At 71.9% G+C, this 16956-nt stretch carries 21 protein-coding genes; 6 read left to right on the plus strand and 15 right to left on the minus strand.

Annotation, left to right across the window (positions count from 1 at the left end):
* Positions 1 to 74 precede the first annotated feature (74 nt).
* Positions 75 to 1019 carry a TAXI family TRAP transporter solute-binding subunit gene (locus ADK67_RS06555; RefSeq protein WP_231648048.1) on the plus strand — a complete coding sequence of 315 codons (945 nt, stop codon included), beginning with the start codon at positions 75 to 77 and terminating at the stop codon, positions 1017 to 1019.
* Positions 1020 to 1564: 545 nt separating this feature from the next.
* On the opposite strand, the gene ADK67_RS06560 is transcribed toward ADK67_RS06555, so the two are convergent.
* Entirely contained in the window at positions 1565 to 2932 is a 1368-nt protein-coding gene (locus ADK67_RS06560; RefSeq protein ID WP_053715480.1) for a sensor histidine kinase, read from the minus strand.
* 76 nt (positions 2933 to 3008) lie between these two features.
* Between ADK67_RS06560 and ADK67_RS06565 the strand changes: the two genes are divergently transcribed.
* Positions 3009 to 3542 carry an AMIN-like domain-containing (lipo)protein gene (locus tag ADK67_RS06565; RefSeq protein WP_053715557.1) on the plus strand — a complete coding sequence of 178 codons (534 nt, stop codon included), beginning with the start codon at positions 3009 to 3011 and terminating at the stop codon, positions 3540 to 3542.
* Here ADK67_RS06565 and ADK67_RS06570 read toward each other — a convergent pair whose 3' ends face one another.
* The 8 genes from ADK67_RS06570 to ADK67_RS06605 all read right to left on the minus strand — a co-directional run bounded on the left by ADK67_RS06570 (position 3543) and on the right by ADK67_RS06605 (position 11060).
* A complete protein-coding gene (locus ADK67_RS06570; protein WP_053715481.1) occupies positions 3543 to 4217 on the minus strand; it encodes a response regulator transcription factor in 675 nt (224 codons plus the stop codon).
* Positions 4218 to 4223: 6 nt separating this feature from the next.
* Complete coding sequence (gene lgt / locus ADK67_RS06575) at positions 4224 to 5228, minus strand: prolipoprotein diacylglyceryl transferase (RefSeq protein WP_082403272.1); 1005 nt, start codon at positions 5226 to 5228, stop codon at positions 4224 to 4226.
* A gap of 35 nt (positions 5229 to 5263) precedes the next feature.
* On the minus strand, positions 5264 to 5839 hold the full coding sequence (locus ADK67_RS06580) for a Uma2 family endonuclease (protein ID WP_063797518.1): 576 nt from the start codon (positions 5837 to 5839) through the stop codon (positions 5264 to 5266).
* 150 nt (positions 5840 to 5989) lie between these two features.
* Entirely contained in the window at positions 5990 to 6775 is a 786-nt protein-coding gene (gene trpA, locus ADK67_RS06585; RefSeq protein WP_053715482.1) for a tryptophan synthase subunit alpha, read from the minus strand.
* The gene (gene trpB / locus ADK67_RS06590; RefSeq protein WP_053715483.1) at positions 6772 to 7995 is read right to left on the minus strand and encodes a tryptophan synthase subunit beta; all 1224 of its coding nucleotides are present in this window, start codon (positions 7993 to 7995) and stop codon (positions 6772 to 6774) included. Before trpB ends, trpA begins: the two co-directional genes overlap by 4 nt.
* Positions 7996 to 8017: 22 nt before the next feature.
* Positions 8018 to 8827 carry an indole-3-glycerol phosphate synthase TrpC gene (gene trpC, locus ADK67_RS06595; protein ID WP_053715484.1) on the minus strand — a complete coding sequence of 270 codons (810 nt, stop codon included), beginning with the start codon at positions 8825 to 8827 and terminating at the stop codon, positions 8018 to 8020.
* Positions 8828 to 9037: 210 nt separating this feature from the next.
* On the minus strand, positions 9038 to 9526 hold the full coding sequence (locus ADK67_RS06600) for a Trp biosynthesis-associated membrane protein (protein WP_231648049.1): 489 nt from the start codon (positions 9524 to 9526) through the stop codon (positions 9038 to 9040).
* Positions 9519 to 11060, minus strand: a complete 1542-nt coding sequence (locus ADK67_RS06605; RefSeq protein ID WP_053715485.1) for an anthranilate synthase component I — start codon at positions 11058 to 11060, stop codon at positions 9519 to 9521. Before ADK67_RS06605 ends, ADK67_RS06600 begins: the two co-directional genes overlap by 8 nt.
* 96 nt (positions 11061 to 11156) lie before the next feature.
* Between ADK67_RS06605 and ADK67_RS06610 the strand changes: the two genes are divergently transcribed.
* A complete protein-coding gene (locus ADK67_RS06610; protein ID WP_053715486.1) occupies positions 11157 to 11771 on the plus strand; it encodes a TetR/AcrR family transcriptional regulator in 615 nt (204 codons plus the stop codon).
* Between the two features lie 61 nt (positions 11772 to 11832).
* Here the strand turns inward: ADK67_RS06610 and hisI are convergent, their stop codons facing one another.
* The 3 genes from hisI to hisF are packed head-to-tail and all read right to left on the minus strand — an operon-like array spanning position 11833 to position 13333.
* The gene (gene hisI / locus ADK67_RS06615) at positions 11833 to 12186 is read right to left on the minus strand and encodes a phosphoribosyl-AMP cyclohydrolase (protein ID WP_053715487.1); all 354 of its coding nucleotides are present in this window, start codon (positions 12184 to 12186) and stop codon (positions 11833 to 11835) included.
* Positions 12183 to 12560 carry a hypothetical protein gene (locus ADK67_RS06620; RefSeq protein ID WP_053715488.1) on the minus strand — a complete coding sequence of 126 codons (378 nt, stop codon included), beginning with the start codon at positions 12558 to 12560 and terminating at the stop codon, positions 12183 to 12185. Before ADK67_RS06620 ends, hisI begins: the two co-directional genes overlap by 4 nt.
* Complete coding sequence (gene hisF, locus ADK67_RS06625) at positions 12560 to 13333, minus strand: imidazole glycerol phosphate synthase subunit HisF (RefSeq protein WP_053715489.1); 774 nt, start codon at positions 13331 to 13333, stop codon at positions 12560 to 12562. Before hisF ends, ADK67_RS06620 begins: the two co-directional genes overlap by 1 nt.
* A 329-nt stretch (positions 13334 to 13662) precedes the next feature.
* Between hisF and ADK67_RS06630 the strand changes: the two genes are divergently transcribed.
* From ADK67_RS06630 to ADK67_RS06640, 3 genes are all read left to right on the plus strand, one after another.
* Positions 13663 to 13866: a cold-shock protein gene (locus ADK67_RS06630; protein ID WP_033437808.1), complete on the plus strand. Its 204-nt coding sequence runs from the start codon at positions 13663 to 13665 to the stop codon at positions 13864 to 13866.
* An 80-nt stretch (positions 13867 to 13946) separates the two neighbouring features.
* The gene (locus ADK67_RS06635) at positions 13947 to 14312 is read left to right on the plus strand and encodes a PPOX class F420-dependent oxidoreductase (RefSeq protein ID WP_053715490.1); all 366 of its coding nucleotides are present in this window, start codon (positions 13947 to 13949) and stop codon (positions 14310 to 14312) included.
* Between the two features lie 49 nt (positions 14313 to 14361).
* Positions 14362 to 15087 (plus strand): Clp protease N-terminal domain-containing protein, encoded by a 726-nt coding sequence (locus ADK67_RS06640; protein ID WP_053715491.1) that lies wholly within the window; start codon positions 14362 to 14364, stop codon positions 15085 to 15087.
* On the opposite strand, the gene priA is transcribed toward ADK67_RS06640, so the two are convergent.
* Genes priA through ADK67_RS06655 form a run of 3 tightly spaced genes read right to left on the minus strand, consistent with a single transcriptional unit; the run spans position 15050 to position 16955 of the window.
* A complete protein-coding gene (priA, locus tag ADK67_RS06645) occupies positions 15050 to 15784 on the minus strand; it encodes a bifunctional 1-(5-phosphoribosyl)-5-((5-phosphoribosylamino)methylideneamino)imidazole-4-carboxamide isomerase/phosphoribosylanthranilate isomerase PriA (RefSeq protein ID WP_053715492.1) in 735 nt (244 codons plus the stop codon). The two genes, ADK67_RS06640 and priA, sit on opposite strands and share 38 nt — an antisense overlap.
* A 9-nt stretch (positions 15785 to 15793) precedes the next feature.
* Entirely contained in the window at positions 15794 to 16429 is a 636-nt protein-coding gene (hisH, locus tag ADK67_RS06650) for an imidazole glycerol phosphate synthase subunit HisH (RefSeq protein ID WP_053715493.1), read from the minus strand.
* Between the two features lie 55 nt (positions 16430 to 16484).
* The gene (locus ADK67_RS06655; RefSeq protein ID WP_053715494.1) at positions 16485 to 16955 is read right to left on the minus strand and encodes a hypothetical protein; all 471 of its coding nucleotides are present in this window, start codon (positions 16953 to 16955) and stop codon (positions 16485 to 16487) included.
* Between the last annotated feature and the right edge of the window lies 1 nt (position 16956).

Below are 16956 nucleotides of genomic sequence, written 5' to 3' on the forward strand. Positions count from 1 at the left end.
AGCACGCCGGAAACTTCAGATCCCTCTGACGTAACACTCCGTTCACCCGGTGGCGTGGGGTTAGTCTGCTGTTCGTGCAGGTGTCCCGGCGTTCGGTGCTGCGAGCCGCCCTGGTGGCGGGCGTGCCGGCGTGGCTGTCGGCCTGCACGTCGACCGGCCCGCCCGCTCTCGGCGAACTGGTCCTCGCGACCGGGCCGGACGGTGCGGTGTTCCGCGAGATCGGCGGCGCGCTGGCGGCGGCGCTGGCCGATGAGCTGCCCGCGACCCGGGTCGTCGAGCGCCACACGGGCGCGTCGGTGGAGAACGTCCGCTTGCTGCGCGAGGGTCAGGTCCACCTGGGACTGTCCTCTTTGGACCCGTTGGTGGAGGGCGCTTTGCTCAGCGCCGAGGATCCGGGCGGGATCAGTGCTGTTGGCCGGCTCTACGACAGCTTCATGCAGATCGCCGTGCCCGCCGACTCGCCGCTGCGGACGTTGTCGGACCTGGCCGGGCGGACGGTGTCGTTCGGGCCGTCGGAGTCGGGCACCGAGTTCACCGCGACGCGCCTGCTGTCGTTGCTGGGGATCGAGGTGGACGCGCGCCGGATGGCACACGCCGACGCGGCCGAGGAGCTGACCACCGGTTCGCTGGACGCGGTCCTGGCGTTGACCGGCATCCCGACCCCGGCGATCGCCGACACGCTCGACGCGTTCCCGCTGCGCTTGCTGGACCTGCCCGCGGAGGCCGAGAAACTGGCCGAGGCCTACCCGGGCCCGTACGTGCCTGCCACCATCCCGGCCACCACCTACGGCAACCTGGGCCCGTGCCACACGTTCGCCGTGCCGAACCTGCTGCTGGCGCGGACGGCGTTGGACGAGGACGTGGTCGAGGTCGTGACGCGGACCGTGTTCACTCAGTCGGCCCGGATCGCCGCGGGCCACTCGGAGGCCAGCCGCATCAACGTGCGCACGGGCATCGCCACGGGCCAGGTCCCACTGCACAAGGGCGCCGAACGCTGGTTCCGAGCCACCAAGCGCTGACCAGCCCATCCTTCATCCCCCACCACCTCCACCACCTCCCGCCGATCACCCAATGGTGGGAACCAACCATCAATGGCGAAACTTTCCGCAGACCATTGACGTTGCCGGGATAGAAGGAGGCGGCACCGTCGGCGAGCGCTACGCGACCAGGCAGGCTGATGGCGCAGTCAGACGGTCAGACGGTCAGGAGGAGGGTCGGGTAGGGCGGTCAGGCCGAGGTCCAGCCACCAGGCGGCCACCGGACGCGGGCTCGGCCGCAGCCGGGCGCACCCAGCGACTCGGACGCGGCGGGCTCAGGCGACTCTGGCACCGCAGGCTCTGGCACCGCGGGTTCGGGCACGTGGTGCGTGCGGCGGTCGTGGGGCGCGGCGGGTGCGGAGGTGGCGGACTCGGGCGCGTGGTGGGCGCAGGCGGGCCGCGGGCTCGGGGCGTGGGGCTCGTGGGGCGTGGCGGCGTCGGGCGCGACAGGTGCTCGTGGTGGGCTGAGGCGCGAGGCTGACTGGGGACGGGCGGCGGGCAGGCGGCTTAGACGGGGTTCGCGCGCCTCAGACGGGGGTTCGCGTGCCGAGGCGGATGACGGCGTCCAGGCCGTGCGGTTCGGCCGGCAGCAAGGTCAGTTCGCCGCCGGCCGACGCGATCAGCTCGGCGCAGATGGCGAGGCCCAGGCCGGTGCCAGGGATGTTCTGGTGGCGTGGCGCGCGCCAGAAACGGCTCAGGGCGGCGGCTCGCTCCTCGTCCGACAGGCCCGTGCCGTCGTCGGTCACGTGCAGTTCCACGTGGTCGTCCGAGGTTCGCCCCCAGACCTTCACCCGGGTGCCGCCGGAGAGGCGGATCGCGTTGCCGACGAGTTCGTCCAGCACGCTGCCCAGGCCGCCGGGTGGTTCCAGGGCGCGCAAACCGGGCGGGACGGTCACCTCCAGGCGCATCCCGCCCGCCAGGGCGCGCCAGCCGGGGACGTGCGTGGCCAGCAGGTTGTCCACGTCGACCGGTTCGGCGGCGGAGGCGCTGTCGAGGCGCGTGGCGGCCAGGAGGGTGTCCAGGACGCGGCCCATTTCCTCGGCCTCGTCCACGGCGATGCGTTGCGCCTCGCGGCCCGCGTCGTCGGTGACGTGGGGTCCCAGGTTGTCCACGGCCAGGCGGAGGCTCGCCAGCGGGTTGCGGAGTTGGTGGGAGGCGTCCGCCACGAACGCGCGTTGCCTGCGCAGGGCCCGGCCGACCACGTCGACCATCGCGTTGAAGCTCGCGGCCAGTCTGCGCAGCTCAGGGGGCCCGCCGAGTTCGTCCGCACGGGCGTCCAGCCGGCCACCCGCGACGGCGGCGGTGGCCTCGTCCAGTCTGCGGACCGGGCGGAGGACCCAGCGCGACATCGGCCACGCGACCGCCACCACGCCCAGCATGGGCACCAGGCCGATCAAGGCCAGCACACCCCACTGGCGGAGGATCGCGGACCTGAGGCCGTCGGTCGGGGAGATCGTCACCACGGCGGCCACCACTTCGCTGTCCCGGCCCACCGGCTCGACCACGACGAGGTTCACGCGTTCCCACGGCCACACCGACTGGTCGGTTTCGCCGCGGTATCCGCCGAAGGCCGCCTGCAACCCCACCTCGACGTGCGGGTCGTCCAAGGCGAACGGGCGGCGTGACGATTCCAGCACCGTGCCGTCGGTGCCGACGAGGGCGGCCGAGATGCCGTAGAGCTGGTCGTAGCGGACGAGTTCCTCGCGCAACGCGGTCAGCCGGTCCGACGCCAGGGCGTTCTCCGCCAACGACGCGAACCGGCTCGCGTCACCCAGGCGGTCGAGGTAGGTCTCCTGGCTCTCGCGCTGCACGACGGCGAACGCGAGCGGCACGCCGAGGGCCGCGACCAGGGCGACCAGCAGCGGCACGATGAGGACCAGCAAGCGGCGCAGCACGCGGAGGCAACCTCCCGGGGGTGACGTGCGTCATGTTGTCCGCGGGCTGTTCCGGCCCGACGAAGGGGGAATGAGCATGCTACGCAAGGTTGCGTTGTTACTCGCGGCGATGACCGCGTTCGCGGTGGTGGCGCCGGTGACGGCGTCCGCGGCGCCGACCGCCTGCACGCCGGTCGACTGGGGGTCGGGGCCGAAGTACGCGTCCCAGACCACGACCGGGCTGCTGGCGAACATCCGGGCCGGTCAGCAGGAGTGCTACGACCGGCTGGTGTTCGACTTCACCGGCGGCGAGAACGACGGCTACACGGTGCAGTACGTGCCCGAGGTGACCCACGAGGGTTCGGGCAAGCCGGTGCCGCTGCGCGGTGCCGGCAAGCTCCAGATCACGGTGAACTCGCCGTCGTACGACCAGGACGGCAACCCGACCTACACGTACCCGAACGGGTCCGAGCTGGTGGACGTCACGGGTTACCAGACGTTCCGGCAGGTCGCGTGGGCCGGGTCGTTCGAGGGGCAGACGACGGTGGGCCTGGGTGTGCGCGCCCTGCTGCCGTTCCGGGTGTTCACGCTCCCCGGCCGGGTCGTGGTGGACGTCGCCCACGTGTGGTGATCAGCGGTCCGGGGTGTTGGCCGCCACCCGGTAGCCCACACCCCGGATTGTCTCGATGCGCAACGCGTCGCCGAGCTTGCCGCGCAGGGCGGCGATGTGGGTGTCCAGCGTGCGTGACGGCGCCTCCCAGTGCGCCTGCCACACCTGGTCCACGATCAGGTTGCGGCTGACGACGGTGCCCGCGCGGCCGACGAGCAGCGCGAGCAGGTCGAACTCCTTGCGGGTCAACGGCACCGGTTCGCCGTTGATCCTGGCTTCACGGCCGGCCGGGTCCAGGGTGAGCGGGCCGAGCGTGATCTCGTGCTCGCGGGCGGCGGCACGGGCCGCGCGGGTGCGGCGGAGCACGGCCTCGATGCGGGCCAGCAGCTCGGCGGTGCCGAACGGCTTCACCACGTAGTCGTCCGCGCCCAGGCGCAGGCCGAGCACCCGTTCCCGCTCCTCGCCGCGCGCGGTGACGGTGATGATCGCGGTGCCGGTGCGGTGGCGCAGTTCGCGCAGCACGTCGAGGCCGTCGCCGTCGGGCAGGCCGAGGTCGAGCAGCACGACGTCCGCCGGCGGTGCGGTCAGCGCCGCGGCGGCCGTGCCGACCCGGTGGACTTCGTAGCCCGCGTGCCGGAGCGCGGTGAGCAGCCCGCGTGCCACCCGGTCGTCATCTTCGACGACGAGGATGCGCACGGCGGCCTACTGCTCCGGCTTGTCGCCGGTGTCCGCGGGCTTCTCGGGCGCGGTCTTCGTGTCGGGGACGGTCGTCGTCTCCTCGGCGTCCGCCGGCTTGTCCTCGTCCGTGCTCGCGTAGCCGGACTCGGGCGGTTCGGTGGCGGCGGGCTCCTCGCGCACGATGACCTCGCGGTCGCCCTTCTTCCCGGCGAGCACGAAGTAGACGATCGCGCCGAGGAACACCACGGCGGAGGTGATGACGTTGATCCGCACGCCGAACACCTCGGTGGCGTGGTCGGTGCGCATCAGCTCGATCCAGAACCGGCCGGCCGTGTAGCCCGCGACGTACAGCGCGAACACGCGGCCGTGGCCCAGCCGGAACTTCCGGTCGGCCCACACGATGACCAGCGCGACGCCGAGGCACCACAGCAGTTCGTAGAGGAACGTCGGGTGCACGATCTCGATCGGCGTGTGGTCGACCGCCACGCCGCCGAGGTCGTCCTCGAAGCCGGTCTCCGGGTCTTCCCGCTTGTAGATCTCCAGGCCCCACGGCAGCGTGGTGGGACCGCCGTAGAGCTCCTGGTTGAAGTAGTTGCCGAGGCGGCCGACGGCTTGCGCGGCGACGATGCCGGGCGCGAGCGCGTCCGCCATCGCGGGCAGCGGGATGCCCTTGCGCCGGCACGCGATCCACGCGCCCACACCACCGAGGGCGATGGCGCCCCAGATGCCGAGGCCGCCGTTCCAGATGGCCAGGGCTGTGAGCGGGTTCTTACCCTCCCCGAAGTACTTGTCGTAGTCCGTCGCCACGTGGTAAAGCCGCCCGCCGACCAGGCCGAACGGGACCGCGAAGACGGCGATGTCGGTGACCTCGCCCTTCAGCCCGCCGCGGGCCACCCAGCGGCGTTCACCCCACCAGATGGCCAGGATGATGCCGAGGATGATGCACAGCGCATAGGCGCGGAGCGGGATCGGTCCCAGTTGCCACACGCCCTGGTCGGGGCTGGGGATCGTCGCGAGGTAAGTCGTCACCACGGCCACCACCGTAGTGGGTGCGCCCGTTCGTCCTACCGCGACAGCTCGATTGTTACCGGGAAGGGTCGTTCGAGCTTCAAAAACCCACCCTCGCTGCGCGCGGTCTCCACGTACTCGACACCGTCGAGCTCGAACAGGGTCGCGACCGGGTCACCACCCTTCGGGTCGACGACCAGGTAGAACGGCACCCCGGCCTCGGCGTAGAGCTGCTTCTTCAGGGTGAGGTCCTGCACGCGAGTGCTGGGTGAGAGCACCTCGACCGTGAGCAGTAGCTCCTCGACCGGCAGCAGCAGTCCTTTTCGCCCGCGCACGACGACTGCGACGTCCGGGATCAGCATCCGGCCGCCGGACAACCCGACGTTGAGACCGGGAAACACCTCGTGGTCGGCGGGGCAGGCCATCCGGAGACCGGCGTACACATCGCCGATGAAGCGCTGGTGGTCGAGGTTGCCGAGAGGGCTCACGAGCAGCGCCCCGTCGACGAGTTCGACCCGCTGCGACCGGTCTTCGGGCAGTGCGAGGACTTCGTCGAGTGTCCACGGCCCGTCGTGGTGCACCCACGAGGTGCGACGTTCGAAGTCTTGTTCGTGGTCCGCCGGCAGAGCCATGCGTCATCACCTCCGGGGGCAGCCCGACGCACGCCAGTGTCGCACGTCGGGTCGTGGATGAGCTTGATCACGAGCCCAGGATGCCGACGCGCACCGACGATTTCGAGCCCTCGAAGCCGCCGAACGGTCTAGTTCACTCGAACGTGCGTGCTAAACGGCCGCCGGCGCTTGGCGCACCCCGTTGGCCAAGTCCGTCGTCAACGCCGCCACGGTGTCGTCCCGCACGGCCGACACGAACGCCGAGCCCACGATGACCCCGTCCGCGAACGCCGCCAGCTCCGCCGCCTGAGCGCCGTTGCGCACGCCCAACCCGACGCCGATCGGCATGTCGGTGTGCTCACGCACCCGCTTGACCAGCGCCGGAGCCGCCGACGACACCACGTCGCGCGCACCCGTCACGCCCATCACCGACGTCGCGTACAGGAACCCCCGCGACGACCGCGCGGTCAGGTCGATGCGCTCCTCCGTCGACGACGGGGCGACCAGGAAGATCCGGTCCAGGTCGTGCGCGTCCGTCGCCTCGATCCACGCAGCGCCCTCGTCCGGCACGAGGTCGGGCGTGATGACACCCAGCCCGCCCGCCGCCGCCAGGTCGCGCGCGAACCGGTCCACCCCGTACGCCAGCACCGGGTTCCAGTACGTCATCACGACCGCGCGCCCACCGGCCTCCGCGACCGACTCCACCACGCCGAACAGGTCCCGCACCCGGAACCCGCCGCGCAACGCCTGCTCGGCCGCGCGCTGGATGGTGACGCCGTCCATCACCGGGTCGGAGAACGGCAGGCCGACCTCCACCAGGTCGCACCCGGCCGACACCATCGTCCGCAGCACGTCCTTCGAGCCCTCGAGCGTGGGGTACCCGGCGGGCAGGTACCCGATCAGGGCCGCCCGCGCCTCCGCCCGACAAGCCGAGAAAACCGGTTCAAGCCTGCTCACGACTCCACCCCCAGCCCGAACCACTTGATCGCGGTGTCCATGTCCTTGTCGCCGCGCCCGGACAGGTTGACCAGGATCAACCCCTCCGGCCCCAGCTCACGGCCCAGCACCAGGGCGCCGGCCAGGGCGTGCGCCGACTCGACCGCCGGGATGATGCCCTCCTCCCGCGACAGCAGCGCGAACGCCTCCATCGCCTGGGCGTCGGTCACCGGCCGGTACTCGGCCCGGCCGCTGTCCTTCAGGAACGCGTGCTCGGGCCCGACGCCGGGGTAGTCCAGGCCGGCCGAGATGGAGTGCGCCTCGGCGATCTGCCCGTCGGAGTCCTGCAGCACGTACGACATGGCGCCGTGCAGCGATCCGGGCGTGCCCGCGGTGAGCGTGGCGCCGTGCCGGGAGGTCTCGATGCCGTCGCCGCCGGGCTCCAGGCCGACCAGCCGCACGGACGGGTCGTCGATGAAGCCGTGGAAGATGCCGATGGCGTTCGACCCGCCGCCGACGCACGCGGCCACCACGTCGGGCAGCCGACCGGCCTTCGCCAGGATCTGCTCGCGCGCCTCGATGCCGATGATCCGGTGGAAGTCGCGCACGAGCACCGGGAACGGGTGCGGCCCGGCGGCGGTGCCGAGCAGGTAGTGCGTGTCGTCGACGTTGGCGACCCAGTCGCGCAGCGCCTCGTTGATGGCGTCCTTCAGCGTGCGCGAGCCGGTCTTCACCGGGATCACCTTCGCGCCGAGCAGCCGCATCCGGGCCACGTTGAGCGCCTGCCGCTCGGTGTCGACCTCGCCCATGTAGACGACGCAGTCCAGGCCCATCAGGGCGCAGGCGGTGGCCGTGGCCACGCCGTGCTGGCCCGCGCCGGTCTCGGCGATGACCCGCTTCTTGCCCATCCGCTTGGTGAGCAGCGCCTGGCCCAGCACGTTGTTGATCTTGTGCGAGCCGGTGTGGTTGAGGTCCTCGCGCTTGAGGAACACCCGCGCGCCGCCCGCGTGGGCGGCGAACTTGGGCGCCTCGGTGAGCAGCGACGGCCGCCCGGCGAAGTCGCGCAGCAGCCGGGCGAACTCGTCGAGGAACTCGGGGTCGACCCGCGCCTTCTCGTAGAACGCGGCGAGCTCGTCCACCGCGGCGATGAGCGCTTCCGGCATGAACCGGCCGCCCCACGGCCCGAAGTGGCCCCGCTCGTCCGGGTCGTGGGGTGTCGGAGCCAACTGGCCGCGCGCCATGCGCTCTCCTCCTACGGGGGTCTTACCGGCTGGGCCGGGGACACGCCGGGTGCGACCCCGCCGTCACCAGCTTGTTCACCGCGACCTTGGGGTCGCCGCTCGTCACCAGGCTCTCGCCGACCAGCACCGCGTCGGCGCCCGCGCCCGCGTACGCCATCAGGTCGCCCGGCCCGGACACACCGGACTCGGCGATCTTGATGACGTCGAAGGGCAGGCCGGGCGCGATCCGCCCGAACACGTCCTTGTCCACTTCCAGGGTGTGCAGGTTGCGCGCGTTCACGCCGATGACGCTCGCACCGGCCTCCAGCGCGCGGTCGGCCTCCTCGGCCGTGTGCACCTCGACCAGGGCCGTCATGCCCAGCGACTCCACCCGGTCGAGCAGGGACACCAGCGCGTTCTGCTCCAACGCCGCCACGATCAGCAGCACGAGGTCCGCGCCGTGCAGGCGTGCCTCGTGCACCTGGTACGGGCTGACGATGAAGTCCTTGCGCAACAGGGGCACGCCCACCGCCGCGCGCACCGCGTCGAAGTCCTCCAGCGACCCGCCGAACCGGCGCCGCTCGGTCAGCACGCTGATCGCCCGCGCGCCGCCCAGCTCGTACTGCACGGCGAGGTCCGCGGGCTCCGGGATGTCGGCCAGCTGCCCCTTGGACGGGCTGCGCCGCTTGACCTCGGCGATGACGCCGACGCCGGGTCCGCGCAGGATCGACATCACGTCCTGCGGCGGCGGCACCTTCGTCGCCTTCTCCCTGAGCACGTCGAAGGGCAGTGCCGCCTCGCGCTCGGCGAGGTCCTCGCGGACGCCTTCGATGATCGACTCGAGCACGGTCATCCGCGCACCTCGCTCGACTCCGTCAGACCTTCCGGTTCAGTCGCAAGCTCCCGCACGTCATGCTCCCCTTCCCGCCACGAGGATGCTAACCCCGCAGCGAACCCCGTCCGGCCACCGGGGTGGCACCGTTCGCGCAGTTGACCAGCACCCTTGCGAACCGACGTGCGCAAACGTGCGGAGCCGGCGCGTCAGCCGGTCGTCAGCGCGACGTCAGTCCCGGTCCGTGGGATCGTCGCCGCGCTCCAGCGCGTTCCACAGGTCCCGCTCGGGATCGGCGGTCCGCTTGGCCGCGCCGGGCGTCTGGTAACCGCCGCCCAAGCGGGGCATGGCCGAACCGCGCACGACGAGCAGCACACCCGCCGCGACCGCGAGCGCCGCGCCGAGGAGCACGAGGCCGCGACCGGTCACAGGCCCGTCGGCGTCCACTCCTTGGAACGCCGCCGCCGCGCCCGCGAGCAGCACCACGACGCCGAGCACCCGCCGCACCCAGCCGCTCAACGCCACCACGGCGGCGATGGCGGCCAGGCACAGCAACGCCAACGGGGTCAGCGCGGGCACGACGTCGCCGCCGCTTCGGTCCGCCGAAGCGTCCCAGGACATGGCGGACGCGCCCCACAACGCCACCGCGCCGAGCAGCAGCAGCGCCACCACGATCCACAGTGGACGCCTGCCGGGCCGGGCGCCGGACGTCTCAGACACGGGCCGGGTCCACCGCCGGGGCCATGGTCTGCGCGGTCGCGATCGCCGAGAGCACCGCGCCCGCCTTGTTCAGGCACTCGTTGTCCTCGGCGACGGGGTCGGAGTCGGCCACGATGCCGCCGCCGGCCTGCACGTACGCCACGCCGTCGCGCACCAGGGCGGTGCGGATGGCGATCGCGGTGTCCGCGTCGCCCGCGAAGTCCAGGTAGCCGACGACGCCGCCGTACAGGCCGCGCCGGGTGGGCTCCAGCTCCTCGATCAGCTCCATCGCGCGCGGCTTGGGCGCGCCGGAGAGGGTGCCCGCCGGGAAGCACGCCGCGACCGCGTCGAACGCCGTCCTGCCCTCGGCCAACTCGCCGCTGACGGTGGACACGATGTGCATGACGTGGCTGTACCGCTCGACCTTGAAGAAGTCGACCACGGTCACCGAGCCCGGCTTGCACACCCGGCCCAGGTCGTTGCGGCCCAGGTCGACGAGCATCAGGTGCTCGGCGCGTTCCTTGTGGTCGGCCAGCAGGTCCTTCTCCAGCAGGGCGTCTTCCTCCTCGTCGACGCCCCTCCACCGGGTGCCCGCGATCGGGTGAGTGGTGGCCTTGCCGTCGCGCACGGTCACCAACGACTCCGGGCTGCAGCCGACGATGTCGAAGTCGTCCAGCCGCAGCAGGTACATGTACGGGCTGGGGTTGGACGTGCGCAGCACGCGGTAGATGTCGAGCGGGTCGGCGGTGGTGCGCATCTCGAACCGCTGCGACAGCACGACCTGGAACGCCTCGCCCGCCCGGATGGCCTCCTTGGCCTGCTCCACGACGGCGTAGTGCTCCTGCTGCGAGCGGCGGCGCACGAACTCCGGCTTGGGCCGGGCGAACACCGCGACCGTCGGCGGCGCGGGGCTCTGCAGGTCCTGCGTCATCGCGTCGAGCCTGGTCACCGCGTCGTCGTACGCCGCGTCGACGCGTGCCGGCGAGTCGTCCCAGTTGATGGCGTTCGCGATGAGCGTGACGGTGCCCTCGTGGTGGTCGAGCGCGGCCAGGTCGGTGGCCAGCAGCATCACCAGCTCCGGCACCTTCAGGTCGTCCTCGGCCAACGACGGCAGCCGCTCCAGCCGCCGCACGGCGTCGTAGCCGATGTAGCCGACCATCCCGCCGGTCAACGGCGGCAGGCCGGGCAGCGGGTCCGTGCGCAGCACCTCGATGGTCTCGCGCAGCGCCACCAGCGGGTCGCCGCCCTCGGGCAGGCCCACCGGGTGGGGGCCGAGCCAGAACGCCTCGCCGCCGGTCGCGGTCAACGCGCCCGCGCTGCGCGCGCCGACGAACGACCAGCGCGACCAGGAGCGGCCGTTCTCGGCCGACTCGAACAGGAACGTGCCCGGACGGTCCGCCGCGAGCTTGCGGTACAGCCCGACGGGCGTCTCCGCGTCCGCCAGCAGCCGCCGCACCACCGGGATGACCCGCCGTTGGGCGGCGAGCTCGCGGAACTCCTCGCGCGTCGGGCTGACCTCGCCCAGACCCGCACCTGCACCGATGACGCTCACCATGGCCGACATTGTGCCGGTCGGGCATATACGGATGTTCGGCCGGGCTCTATTTCAACGCGTGTTGAAAAACTGGGCGGCTTGCCGCATGATGATGGCGTGAACCCCGGCTCGGACCAAACCGAACCCAAGCGCCGCGGCCGACGGGCGGGCGGCGAGGACACCAAGGCCGCGCTGCTGGACGCCGCGCGCGAGGTGTTCGTCGAACGCGGCTACGAGGGCGCCACCGTCCGGTCCATCGCCGCGCGGGCCGGCGTGGACGCCGCGATGGTGAACCACTGGTTCGGCAGCAAGGAAGCCCTGTTCGCGAAGGCCGTGCTCCAGGTGCCGGTCGACCTCAACGTGCTGATCGAACGCATCCTCGACGGTCCGGACGAGGAGACCGGCGAACGGATCGTGCGCAACTTCATCGGCATCTGGGACCCCATCGGCGGCGGCCAGTTCGCCGCGATGGTGCGCAGCGTGACGGCGCACAGCCAGGTCGCCGAGGTGCTGCGCGGCTTCTTCGTGCAGACCCTGATCAAGCGGGTCGTCATGCACCTGGACGTCTCGGACGCCGAGCTGCGCGCGACGCTGGTCGCCAGCCAGATCTTCGGCATGGGCATGGTGCGGTACGTGGTGAAGTTCGAGCCGTTCGCCTCGGCCGACGTGGAGACGATGGTCAAGGCCATCGCGCCCAACCTGCAGCGCTACCTGACCGGCGACCTGGGCTGAGCGGCCGGACCAACCCGACCGGACCGAGCCGGCCAGGCCAAGTCGGTCGGCCCTGAGCCGGTCAGTCGGCCGGGCCGAGCAGCACGGTCGCGTCGAAGCAGGTCGCGTCACCGGTGTGGCACGCGCCGCCGACCTGGTCCACGACCAGCAGCAACGTGTCGCCGTCGCAGTCCAGCCGCACCTCGTGCACGTACTGCGTGTGCCCGGACGTCTCGCCCTTCACCCACAGCTGCTGCCGGCTGCGCGAGTAGTACGTGGCGCGACGGGTGGTGAGCGTGCGGTGCAGGGCCTCGTCGTCCATCCACGCCACCATCAACACCTCCCCGGTGCCGCGCCGCTGCGCCACGGCGCACACCAGGCCGTCGGCGGTGCGCTTGAGCCGTGAGGCGATGGACGGGTCGAGCGCGCTGGTCAACGCTGTCCTCCGAGGAAGTGGATCCGGGCGGGCTTGGTGTTGAGCATCACCACGGCGAAGATGTGCGCGGCGGACAGCAGGCCGGACACCACGCGGATCCACACCGGCCCCTGGTTGAGCACCGCGAGCAGGTGGATCAACGCGACCAGGCCGAAGACGAACGCCGCCGTCAGCCGGGCCGGGCGCAGGCGCGCCAGCAGGCCGCCCACCGACAGCAGCCCCAGCACGGCGACGATCACCGGGAACTTGATCCAGCTCGAGTCGTTCTCGACCTGCCACTGAACCAGGCCCATGAGCACGAACGCCAGGGCGCCCGCCGTGCCGATCAGGGTCGCGAGGAACACCTCGGTCGGCGCGTTGCGCGGGTTCAGCATCAGCGCACCTCCACGCCCGCGTCGCGCAGGCCCTGCTTCACGTCGCCGATGCGCAGCGTGCCGAAGTGGAACACGCTGGCCGCGAGCACGGCGTCCGCGCCCTCCGCCACGGCGGGCGGGAAGTGCTCGACCGAGCCCGCGCCGCCGCTGGCGATCAACGGCACGTCGACGACCTCGCGGGTGAGCCGGATCAGCTCCAGGTCGAACCCGGCCTTGGTGCCGTCGGCGTCCATGGAGTTCAGCAGGATCTCGCCGACGCCCAGCTCCTGGCCGCGCGCCGCCCACTCGACCGCGTCGATGCCGGTGCCCTTGCGGCCGCCGTGCGTGGTGACCTCGAACCCCGACGGGGTGGGCCGCTCGCCCTCCGGCACGCGGCGCGCGTCCACCGACAGCACGATGCACTGGGCGCCGAACCGGCGGGACAGCTCGCCGAGCAGCTCGGGCCGGGCGATCGCGGCCGTGTTCACGCTCACCTTGTCCGCGCCCGCGCGCAGCAGCTTGTCCACGTCGTCCGCGCTGCGCACGCCGCCGCCCACGGTCAGCGGGATGAACACCTGCTCCGCCGTGCGCCTGACCACGTCGAACGTGGTCTCGCGGTCGCTGGACGACGCAGTCACGTCGAGGAACGTCAGCTCGTCCGCGCCCTCCGCGTCGTAGGCCCGCGCCAGCTCGACCGGGTCGCCCGCGTCGACGAGGTTGGTGAAGTTCACACCCTTCACGACCCTGCCCCGGTCGACGTCCAGGCAGGGGATCACGCGCACCGCGACTGACATGGCCAAAAGCCTACGTGGACGCCCTGAGCGGCCCGCTCCGGCGTGCCTGAGCGTTCAACTCAGGGCTCCTGAACGTAGGACACACGCGACCTGAACGTAGGACTCACGCGTGCTGAACTTGGGACGTGCGCGACCCGAACGTGGGATTCGCGGCGTCTGGTGGGCGACGTGGCGGCCAAAGTGTGGTTCACTTGTGGAGGTCGCAAGTTTTGTGTTCGTGTCACCACGCTCGCGAAACATTGTTTGAGCGTGTGATTCCTCAGGGTCAGCGTTTGGACCGGCCCCAGCGGGTGCGTTCGCCCCGTTGGTAGCTGTATGAGGAGTTAAAGATGGCGCAGGGCACCGTGAAGTGGTTCAACTCGGAGAAGGGCTTCGGCTTCATCTCCCCCGAGGATGGCGGCGCGGACGTGTTCGTCCACTACTCGGAGATCCAGAGCGGCGGCTACCGCAGCCTGGAAGAGAACCAGCGGGTGAGCTTCGATGTCGGCCAGGGCGCCAAGGGCCCCCAGGCGACGAACGTGACGGTCATCTGACCTAGCGTTGCTCGTGAAGAGCCCCGTTCCCCTCGTGGGAGCGGGGCTCTTCCGCGTGTTCTCCGGCTAACGTTGCCGCCATGGACCTCGCAGCCGTCAAGTACCTGTTGTTGACCACCTTCCGCAAGGACGGCACCGCCGTGCCCACACCCGTCTGGGTCGCGGGCGGCGACGGCACGCTGTACGCGTGGTCCGCCGCCCAAGCGGGCAAGGTGAAGCGCATCCGCCGCAGCGGCGACGTCCTCGTCGGGCCGTGCGACCTGCGCGGCAAGCCCACCGGCGAGCAGGTCCCGGCCACCGCGCGGCTGCTCGACGGGCCCGGCACCGACCGGGTGCAGGCCCTCATCGCGAAGAAGTACGGCGTGGTGGGCAAGCTCTCAGTGCTCGGCAGCCGACTCCGCCGCGGGCGCAACGGCACGATCGGCATCGAGATCAAGACCGCCTAGCGTCAACCCGAAGTTGACGCACCACGCTGCGTCAACCTACAGTTGACGGGTGGTAGCACCGCCGGTCCAGCTCACGGACCTCATCGTCACCGTCGCGGCGGAGCACACCGACGTGCTGGGCAGGCTGGCCGCCGCCGTGCGGCTGAGCGGCCGGCTCGACGAGCTGGGCGACCACCTCATCGGCCACTTCGTCGACGAGGCACGCCGGGCGGGCGCGAGCTGGACCGAGATCGGCGAGAGCCTCGGCGTCACCAAGCAGGCCGCGCAGAAGCGGTTCGTGCCCAAGGAGTCACCGGACCTGAAGCCGAGCTTCGACCGCTACACCGACCGGGCGCGGCGGGTCGTCGTGCTGGCCCGCCACCACGCCCGGTTCAGCGAGCACATCGGCACCGAACACCTCCTGCTCGGCCTGCTCGACGAGTCCGGCGGCCTGGCCGCCAAGACGATCGCCGAGCTGGAAGCGGCGGAGGGCACCACGCGGATGGCGGTGCTCAACGAGCTGGACGGCACGGTCCGGCAGCGGCCCGAGCCGCAGCCGTTCACCACGCACTGCAAGAAGGCGCTGGAACTGGCCGTGCGGGCGTCGCTGCGCCAGGGCCACAGGTTCGTCGGCACCGAGCACCTGCTGCTCGGCCTGCTCGCCGAAGGGGAGGGCACCGCGGCCAAGGCCCTCGAACGCACCGGCGTCACCGAGGCGGCCGCGGAGGCCTACATCGTCCGCGAGATCGAGGACGCGATCAACCGCGCACAGCGGCCAGCGCCTCCGGGAGCGTGAACGCGCCCGCGTAGAGCGCCTTGCCCACGATCGCGCCCTCGACGCCGTCCCGGGACAACGCCGCCAGCGCCACCAGGTCGGCCACGCTCGACACGCCGCCGGACGCGATCACCGGCGCGTCGGTGCGCGCGCACAGCTCGCGCAGCAGGTCCACGTTCGGTCCCTGGAGCGTGCCGTCCTTGCCCACGTCGGTGACCACGTAGCGGGCGCAGCCGTCCCGGTCCAGCCGGTCCAGCACCTCCCACAGGTCGCCGCCGTCCTTCGTCCAGCCGCGCGCGGCCACCCGGTGGCCCTGCTCGGTGATCCGCACGTCCAGGCCAACCGCGATCTTCTCGCCGTGCTCGGCGACGACCTTCGCGCACCACACCGGGTCCTCCAGCGCGGCCGTGCCCAGGTTCACCCGCGCGCAGCCCGTCGCGAGCGCGGCGGCCAGCGACGCGTCGTCGCGGATGCCGCCGGACAGCTCGACCTGCACGTCCAGCTCGCCGACCACGCGGGCCAGCAGCTCGCGGTTGCTGCCGCGGCCGAACGCGGCGTCGAGGTCGACCAGGTGCACCCACTCGGCGCCGTCGCGCTGCCACGCGAGCGCGGCGTCCAGCGGGTCGCCGTAGTTGGTCTCGGTGCCGGCCTCGCCCTGCACGAGCCGAACGGCCAGGCCATCGGCCACGTCAACAGCCGGGAGCAGCGTGAAAGTCACGCGTTCAGCCTAGTTGACGCTCTTGAGCCAGTTCTCCAGCAGGTGCGCGCCCGCGTCGCCGGACTTCTCCGGGTGGAACTGGGTCGCCCACAGCGGCCCGTTCTCCACCGCCGCGACGAACTCGTCGCCGCCGTGCTCGGCCCACGTCACCAGCGGCGCGCGGAGCGTGCCGGACTCCTCCAGCTCCCACTTGCGCACGCCGTAGGAGTGCACGAAGTAGTACCGGGTGTCCGGGTCGAGACCGGCGAACAGTTGGGTGTCCTCGGGCGCGCGAACGGTGTTCCAGCCCATGTGGGGCACGACGGGCGCGTCCAGCCGCTCCACCGTGCCCGGCCACTCGCCGCAGCCCTCGGTGAGCACGCCGTGCTCGATGCCGCGCTCGAACAGGACCTGCATGCCGACGCAGATGCCGAGCACGGGCCGTCCGCCGGCGAGCCGCTGGCCGATGAGCCGGCCGCCCTTGATCGCGTCCAGGCCGGCCATGCACGCGGCGAACGCGCCGACACCGGGCACCACCAGGCCGTCCGCGTCGAGCGCGGCCCGATGGTCGGCGGTCACCTCCACGTCGGCGCCGACGCGCTGGAGCGCGCGCTCGGCGGAGCGGATGTTGCCGAATCCGTAGTCCAGCACGACGACCTTGGGCACCTGACCAGCCTAGTCGCCGCGCCGCCGGTCGTGAGCGTGCGGTCCGCCACGACCCTCAGGCCAACCCGCCTTGGGTGACCGGGACCACCGGCAGGACCGTGTTGATCGGCAGGCCCACCCGGTCCGGCAGGGCGGTCACCCACGTGTCGGCGCGGCCCTCGTCGACCAGGGACCGCACCTCGGCGACGTCGGCGGGCAGTGCCGCGGGCCGCGGTCGGGCGTCCAGCCGCCACCAGCGCAGCAGGCCGACCAGCCGTCGTGCCGAGCCCGTCGAACCCGCCTGCTCGCCGTCGGTCCACACCTCGGCGGTGGGAGACCAGCGCAGCAGCAGCGCCGCCGCGCCGGTCTCCCGGACCTGCTCGGCCAGCCGGAGCGCCGCCGGGAACCCGATCTGCCTGCGCGGCAGCAGCACCGTCCCGGACGCCACCGGGACGAGTGCCGCGGGCCCCGCGGCGGCGCGGTGCAGGTTCAGCTGCAGCTCCGCGGTCGGCGCGGGTGTCCAGATCAGGGTTCTCGGCACGCTCACA

Origin of the sequence: Saccharothrix sp. NRRL B-16348 (assembly GCF_001280085.1) — a bacterium.
GTDB lineage: Bacteria > Actinomycetota > Actinomycetes > Mycobacteriales > Pseudonocardiaceae > Actinosynnema.

Excerpts from the sequence above, each read along its gene's own strand:
- ADK67_RS06565 (WP_053715557.1), top strand. The coding sequence starts at position 3,009 with ATGCTACGCAAGGTTGCGTTGTTACTCGCGGCGATGACCGCGTTCGCG.
- ADK67_RS06580 (WP_063797518.1), bottom strand. The coding sequence starts at position 5,839 with ATGGCTCTGCCGGCGGACCACGAACAAGACTTCGAACGTCGCACCTCG.
- trpB (WP_053715483.1), bottom strand. The coding sequence starts at position 7,995 with ATGGCGCGCGGCCAGTTGGCTCCGACACCCCACGACCCGGACGAGCGG.
- trpC (WP_053715484.1), bottom strand. The coding sequence starts at position 8,827 with ATGACCGTGCTCGAGTCGATCATCGAAGGCGTCCGCGAGGACCTCGCC.
- ADK67_RS06605 (WP_053715485.1), bottom strand. The coding sequence starts at position 11,060 with ATGGTGAGCGTCATCGGTGCAGGTGCGGGTCTGGGCGAGGTCAGCCCG.
- ADK67_RS06620 (WP_053715488.1), bottom strand. The coding sequence starts at position 12,560 with ATGCTGAACCCGCGCAACGCGCCGACCGAGGTGTTCCTCGCGACCCTG.
- hisF (WP_053715489.1), bottom strand. The coding sequence starts at position 13,333 with ATGTCAGTCGCGGTGCGCGTGATCCCCTGCCTGGACGTCGACCGGGGC.
- ADK67_RS06630 (WP_033437808.1), top strand. The coding sequence starts at position 13,663 with ATGGCGCAGGGCACCGTGAAGTGGTTCAACTCGGAGAAGGGCTTCGGC.
- ADK67_RS06635 (WP_053715490.1), top strand. The coding sequence starts at position 13,947 with ATGGACCTCGCAGCCGTCAAGTACCTGTTGTTGACCACCTTCCGCAAG.